Origin of the sequence: Streptomyces ureilyticus (genome assembly GCF_011045025.1) — a bacterium.
Classification (GTDB): Bacteria; Actinomycetota; Actinomycetes; order Streptomycetales; family Streptomycetaceae; genus Streptomyces; species Streptomyces ureilyticus.
Genome location: NZ_JAAKZX010000346.1, coordinates 1 through 6,109 on the forward strand (window position 1 = coordinate 1; position 6,109 = coordinate 6,109).

Genomic DNA, 6,109 nt, shown 5'->3' on the forward strand with positions numbered 1-6,109 from the left:
CGCATGAAGTCGCGTATCGCCTTGTCGGCCGTCGCCGCGTGTGTCGTGCTCGCCCCGCTCACCGGATGCGGCGGCGACGGAACGGGCCGTGAGCCGTCCCCCTCGGACGGTGGTGCGTCGGCCGCCCACGCGCTGGCCCTCCTCGCGCTCCCCGAGCAGCTACGCCGCTACCTCAGCCGCCTGCTCCCCGCCGAGCGCCAAGCGGCCCGCGCCCTGCGCCCCGTACTCGGCCGTCTCGCCGGCGTCCCGATGCCCGCGGACCGGCTGTACGACACGGCCGCCCGCTGGGACCTCGAACTCGCCGCCGTGGAGGCGGTGTTGGCGGACCGGGCGACGACCGTACGGCTGGTCGCCGAGCCCGGCCCGGCCGGCACCGACGCCGTACGCACCGCCACCACCGGCCTCGCCCTGCGCGGACTTCGCCCCGACGCCCTGATCACGAACCGCGTCCTGCCCGAAGCGTCCCCCGACACCTGGCTCGCGGGACTGGCGGCCCAGCAGCGCAAGGCCTTGGACGAGTGGCGGGGCACGTACGAGGTGTGTGAGGTGCCGCACCTCGGCCGCGATCCGCGCGGACCCGACGACCTCACCGCGCTGCCCGTGCCCGGCGCGGGCCAGGCCCCGCGTCCGGTCGAGTGGACGATGTCGGACCGCCTCTCCGTAGACGGCGTGATCGTCTGGCACATCCCGCTGCCCGGTGCGGTACGGGACGACCTCGAGCTCATCCGGCGCGGCGACGAACTCGTCGTCACCGTCGGCCCGTTCCACCGCATCGTCCCGCTCCCGTCGGCCCTCCGCCGCTGCACCGTGCACGGCGCCGCCCTGCGCGACGGCGAGCTGCGGATCCGCTTCGCACCGGACCCGGAGCTGTGGCCGCGGGGAACCTGACGGTGGCCCCGGGACGTTGGCCGAGTTGGCTGAGTACTTTGCCCGTACGCGATTCTTGGCCGCCGGAGACGGTGAACGGCACATCCCCGTTCGGGTAACGTCGAGAGACACAGAGCCAATGCTTGGAGTCCGCCATGAGCGATGAGCGCCCCACGTCCGACGCCGCGGAGGACGCCCTCGAGAAGGCGCACGGCAACGAGGTGCGAGCGACCGACGCCGACGCCTGGGCGACGGCGTGCGCGGAGGACCTGGCCGCGGAGAAGGCCCGCCGCCGCGCCGAGTACGGCCCGCCGCCGGGCTCGGCCGGCGAGGAGCTGCGCAAGTTCTTCGACACCGTCACCGACCGGTTGTCCGGACTGCAGTCGCCGCTGCTCGGTGCCGTGGCCGGCGGTGCCGCCCAGCAGATGGTGAACCAGGTCGTGCAGCAGGCCAAGGCCGCCGTAGAGCCCGTGATCGAGCGCAACCCCGACTTCTTCGACCACCTGGCCGCGGCCGGCAACGAACTGCTCGCCGCGTACCGCTCCGCCGTCGAGGCGCAGGAGAGCCGCTGGACCCAGGACCGGCCTCCGCACCGCCCTGACGAGGACTCCGGTCCCGGGGAACACATCGACCTGGACTGAATCCCCCTGAGCTCCTGACGTCAGTTTCCCGCCTGCCCAGCGGGCGGACGACGGGAAGCCGACGGCAGGGCCTCGGGTACGGTTGGCCGTAGCGGGGCTCGACCGAAACTGAGGGATTCATGGGACTCACCATCGGCGTCGACATCGGCGGCACGAAGATCGCGGCCGGCGTGGTCGACGAGGAAGGCAACATCCTCTCGACCCACAAGGTGCCGACTCCGGGCACGCCCGAGGCCATCGTGGACGCCATCGCCTCCGCCGTCGAAGGCGCCCGTGCCGGACACGAGATCGTCGGCGTGGGCATCGGTGCCGCAGGGTACGTCAACCGGCAGCGTTCCACGGTCTATTTCGCGCCGAACATCGACTGGCGCCAGGAGCCGCTGAAGGAGAAGGTCCAGGCACGCGTCAAGCTGCCGGTCGTCGTGGAGAACGACGCGAACGCGGCGGCCTGGGGCGAGTACAAGTTCGGCGCGGGCAAGGGCCATCGCAACGTCATCTGCATCACGCTCGGCACCGGCCTGGGCGGCGGCATCATCATCGGCAACAAGCTCCGCCGCGGTCACTTCGGCGTCGCCGCCGAGTTCGGCCACATCCGGATGGTCCCCGACGGCATCCTCTGCGGCTGCGGCAGCCAGGGCTGCTGGGAGCAGTACGCCTCCGGCCGCGCCCTCGTCCGATACGCGAAGCAGCGGGCCAACGCCACCCCCGAGAACGCCGACATCCTCCTCTCGCTGGGCGACGGAACCCCCGAGGGAATCGAGGGCAAGCACATCTCGATGGCGGCGAGACAAGGCGACCCGGTAGCCGTGGACTCCTACCGCGAACTCGCCCGCTGGGCAGGCGCAGGCCTGGCGGACCTGGCCTCCCTCTTCGACCCCTCGGCCTTCATCGTGGGCGGCGGCCTCTCGGACGAGGGCGAACTGGTCCTGGACCCCATCCGCAAGTCCTACAAGCGCTGGCTGGTCGGCGGGAACTGGCGCCCGGTAGCAGACGTCATCGCCGCCCAACTCGGCAACAAGGCCGGTTTGGTGGGCGCGGCAGACCTGGCGAGGGAGCCGGACCCGATCATGTAGCGCCACGGTAGGGGCGCGGGGCTGTAAGTCGCACACGCAACCTCGCGCCCCGAGCTATGAGGCGCCCCAACCCGCGGTCCAACCGTAAATTGACCGCATGCCAACGCCGCCGCTTCCAACTTCCCACACCGAACCCGACGGTTCAGCCGTCATCCGAGTCCTCAGCTACAACATCCGCTCCATGCGCGACGACACCGAGGCGCTGGCCCGAGTCATCCGCGCCTGCGCCCCCGACCTCGTACTCGTCCAAGAAGCCCCCCGCTTCTTCCGCTGGCGGAAAAAACTGGCCCGCCTCGCGGCAGCGTCGGGCCAGGTGATCCTCTCCGGCGGGGCCACCGCATCCGGCCCCGCCCTCCTCTCCTCGCTCCGGGCAACAATCGAGCGCACCGAGGACGTACTCTTGCCCCTCACCCCCGGCCTGCACCGACGCGGCTTCGCCACCGCGGTCGTACGGTTCGGAGGCGCCCGCCTCGGCGTGCTGAGCTGCCACCTCTCGCTGCAGAAGGACGAACGCTACGAGCAGGGCGGCATGCTCCTCGACCGCCTGGCCGCGCTCGAAGCGCCGTACGCGATCGCAGGCGGCGACCTCAACGAACGCCCCGGCGGCCGTACGTTCAAGCGCCTCGCCACCGAGCTCCAGGACTGCTGGACGGTCGCTCCCTGGGGCGGCGAGTACACCTCCACGCCCGTCGACCCGCATCAGCGGATTGACGCCCTCTTCGCCACCGAGGGCATCGAAGTCCTGGGCTGCGGCGTGCCCTTGGGGCAACCGGGCATCACGGAAACAGACTTGAGGGCGGCCACGGACCATCTGCCCGTACTGGCCGCCCTCAGGGTTCCCGCCCACTAGGAGCGCGGGATCACAGAACTGCGGGTCACACCACCGCGCCGCGCCCCGGATCATCGTCCTCGTCCTCGTCACCCGGGTGCATCCGCAGGACCAGCGTGCCGAAGCCGCCCACGAAGCCGCCGATGCCGAGCGTGGTCAGCCACCAGGTCATGTGCCAGCCGAGCAGCACGGCGAGCAGCAGCAGAAGCGGGCCGCCGAGCACGGCGAGCCAGGCGAACTTGGCCGTGGTGTCCGCGGCGGGCAGCGGCGGCGGCTCGGGCGGTACGAAGTGGCCCTCGTCGTCCGCGTCGAAGTCCTCCTCGGAAGGCTCCGGCGCCTGGTAGTCGCGCGGGCCCCCGACACCGGGCGGGAAGGCGACGGAGCTGCCGAGCGGCTTGTCGCCGGCGGGCTTGTCGCCGCCCTTCCTGAGGTCCGCCTTCTTACCGGCTGTCGTCTGATCGTCCGCCGTGCCACCGTCGGAGCCCTCGGACGCCTCGGAGCCCTTGGGCCTCTCCTTGGTGTCGGTGCCCCCGGGCCGCTCGGAGTCGGCGTCGTCCGGGCCGTTCGGACCCTTCGCGTCGTTCGTCCCGGACTCCAGGAGTGCCAGGTCCTCGACCGACTTGAAGGGCTTGGCGCCGGGCGGGTCCGGCGGTTCATCGCCGTACCCGGCGACGATCGCAGCCCAGGCCGCGGCCTCGTCGAACGACGGGCCCTGCTCCTCGCCGGGCGGCGCGTCCTTCTCCTCGGGCTCGCGGTCCGCGTCGTGCTCAGCCACCAGTGGCCGTCCCTTCCTGCTGACCCACCTGACCTGCCTGACCTGACTGGTCCATCCGAACCGCGTCGGGCTGCTTGCCGGCTTCCGGCGCCAGCCGCTCGACGAAGGCGAAGCTCTCCTCGAAAATACGGTCCGCGTCGTGGTCCAACGTCGCGACGTGGTAGCTCTGTTCCAGCACGATCTCCTGTACGTCCGTGGACGACACCCGGCTCAGCACCCGCGCCGAGTCGGCCGGCGGCACCACATGGTCCTGGACGCTGTGCAGAAGCAGCAGCGGCTGCGTGACCTGCGGCAGCTCGCCGTCGACCAGCCGGAAGAAGTTCCGCAGCGAGTGCGCCGCGTGCAGCGGGACCTTGTCGTAGCCGATCTCGACACCGCCCTCCTTGGCGATGTCGCTGGCGATCCCCTTCGTCGTACGGACGACGTGCCGGGCCAGCGGAAGGGCGTACGCGGACAGCCCGTGCACCTTGTTCGCCGGGTTGACGACGACGATGCCGCTCACCGCGTCCCCGTGCTTCGCGGCCAGCCGCAGGGCCAGCGCGCCGCCCATGGACAGGCCGCAGACGAAGACCCGGGAGCAGCGCTCACGCAGGGCGCGCAGCTCGCGGTCCACCTCCGCGTACCAGTCCTGCCAGCCGGTGAGCTGCATGTCCTCCCAGCGTGTGCCGTGTCCGGGCAGCAGGGGCAGCGAGACGGTCAGACCACGCTCGGCGAGATACTCCGCCCAGGGGCGCAGCGACTGCGGGGAACCCGTGAAGCCATGGCAGAGGAGCACACCGACCTCTCCGCCCTCGTGGCGGTACGGCTCGGCTCCAGGAAGGACCGGCACCTTCGGTCTCCTGTTCGTCTGAAGGGGCGTACAAAGGGACGTACCAAGGAATGTCTCAAGCGTGTTCAGGGGTGTTCAGGGGTGTTCATCCGACAGGGGCGACAAGACGATCACCCCGAGACTTCGAGGTGTACTTCACCGTACGCGACGGCACTGACACCGACCAGGGCCGTCGGGTCCTTTGACAGTGCTCCGGGTTAGGGTCTGATCCACGGACACAGGAGGCAGTCGGGTGATCTATGGCGCGATGAAGGTTGCCGTCGGAGGGCCCCTGAAGCTCGCTTTCAGGCCCTGGGTGGAAGGCATCGAGTACGTACCCGCCGAGGGTCCCGCGATACTGGCGAGCAATCACCTGTCGTTCTCCGACTCCTTCTTCCTGCCCGCCGTCCTCGACCGCAAGGTCACCTTCATCGCGAAGGCCGAGTACTTCACGACGCCCGGCGTCAAGGGGCGTATGACAGCCGCCTTCTTCAAGGGCGTCGGCCAGCTTCCGGTGGACCGTTCCGGAGCCCGTGGCGCGGGACAGGCGGCCATCCAGAGCGGCCTCGATGTTCTCGAGCGGGGCGAGTTGTTCGGCATCTATCCCGAGGGCACGCGCTCGCCCGACGGCCGCCTCTACCGGGGCAAGCCCGGCGGCCTCGCGCGCGTGGCGCTCGCCAGCGGGGCGCCGGTCATCCCGGTCGCCATGATCGACACCGAGAAGATCCAGCCGCCCGGCAAGGTCGTCCCGAAGCTGATGCGCCCGGGGATCCGCATCGGCAAGCCGCTGGACTTCAGCCGGTACCAGGGCATGGAGCACGACCGGTTCGTACTGCGGGCCCTGACCGACGAGGTCATGTACGAAATCATGACGCTCTCCGGCCAGGAGTACGTCGACATCTACGCGACCGCCGCCAAACGGCAGCTCGCGGACGCGGCGAAGGCGGAGAAACAGGCGCAGAAGCAGGCCGGGCAGGCCCGTAAGGAAAAGGAAGCCGAGGAGGCGACCGAGCGGGAAGCGGGCGGACAGGAAGCGGACAAGGCGGCCGGGACGGAACGGTCCGGCTCCTAGGCGCGTCCGTCTGGGGTGGGTTGTCGTCAAGGTCAAGGGGGGGC

7 protein-coding genes are annotated in these 6,109 nt (G+C 70.6%); 5 read left to right on the top strand and 2 right to left on the bottom strand.

Annotated elements, in window-relative coordinates; translation table 11 throughout:
* The 4 genes from G6048_RS46160 to G6048_RS46175 all read left to right on the top strand — a co-directional run.
* Positions 1 to 888: ArsA family ATPase (locus tag G6048_RS46160; RefSeq protein ID WP_328828963.1), on the top strand; the 888-nt coding region annotated here is incomplete at its 5' end.
* 134 nt (positions 889 to 1,022) lie between these two features.
* A complete protein-coding gene (locus G6048_RS46165) occupies positions 1,023 to 1,508 on the top strand; it encodes a DUF5304 domain-containing protein (protein WP_165345598.1) in 486 nt (161 codons plus the stop codon).
* Positions 1,509 to 1,627: 119 nt separating this feature from the next.
* A complete protein-coding gene (locus tag G6048_RS46170; protein ID WP_165345599.1) occupies positions 1,628 to 2,581 on the top strand; it encodes an ROK family glucokinase in 954 nt (317 codons plus the stop codon).
* A gap of 97 nt (positions 2,582 to 2,678) precedes the next feature.
* A complete protein-coding gene (locus G6048_RS46175) occupies positions 2,679 to 3,431 on the top strand; it encodes an endonuclease/exonuclease/phosphatase family protein (protein WP_165345600.1) in 753 nt (250 codons plus the stop codon).
* A gap of 25 nt (positions 3,432 to 3,456) precedes the next feature.
* Here G6048_RS46175 and G6048_RS46180 read toward each other — a convergent pair whose 3' ends face one another.
* The gene (locus tag G6048_RS46180; protein ID WP_165345601.1) at positions 3,457 to 4,185 is read right to left on the bottom strand and encodes a hypothetical protein; all 729 of its coding nucleotides are present in this window, start codon (positions 4,183 to 4,185) and stop codon (positions 3,457 to 3,459) included.
* Positions 4,178 to 5,014: an alpha/beta hydrolase gene (locus G6048_RS46185; RefSeq protein ID WP_165345602.1), complete on the bottom strand. Its 837-nt coding sequence runs from the start codon at positions 5,012 to 5,014 to the stop codon at positions 4,178 to 4,180. The genes G6048_RS46180 and G6048_RS46185 overlap by 8 nt, the downstream gene beginning before the upstream one ends.
* A gap of 232 nt (positions 5,015 to 5,246) precedes the next feature.
* Here G6048_RS46185 and G6048_RS46190 point away from each other — a divergent pair, with 232 nt between their 5' ends.
* A complete protein-coding gene (locus G6048_RS46190) occupies positions 5,247 to 6,065 on the top strand; it encodes a lysophospholipid acyltransferase family protein (protein WP_328828968.1) in 819 nt (272 codons plus the stop codon).
* The last annotated feature ends 44 nt before the right edge of the window (positions 6,066 to 6,109 follow it).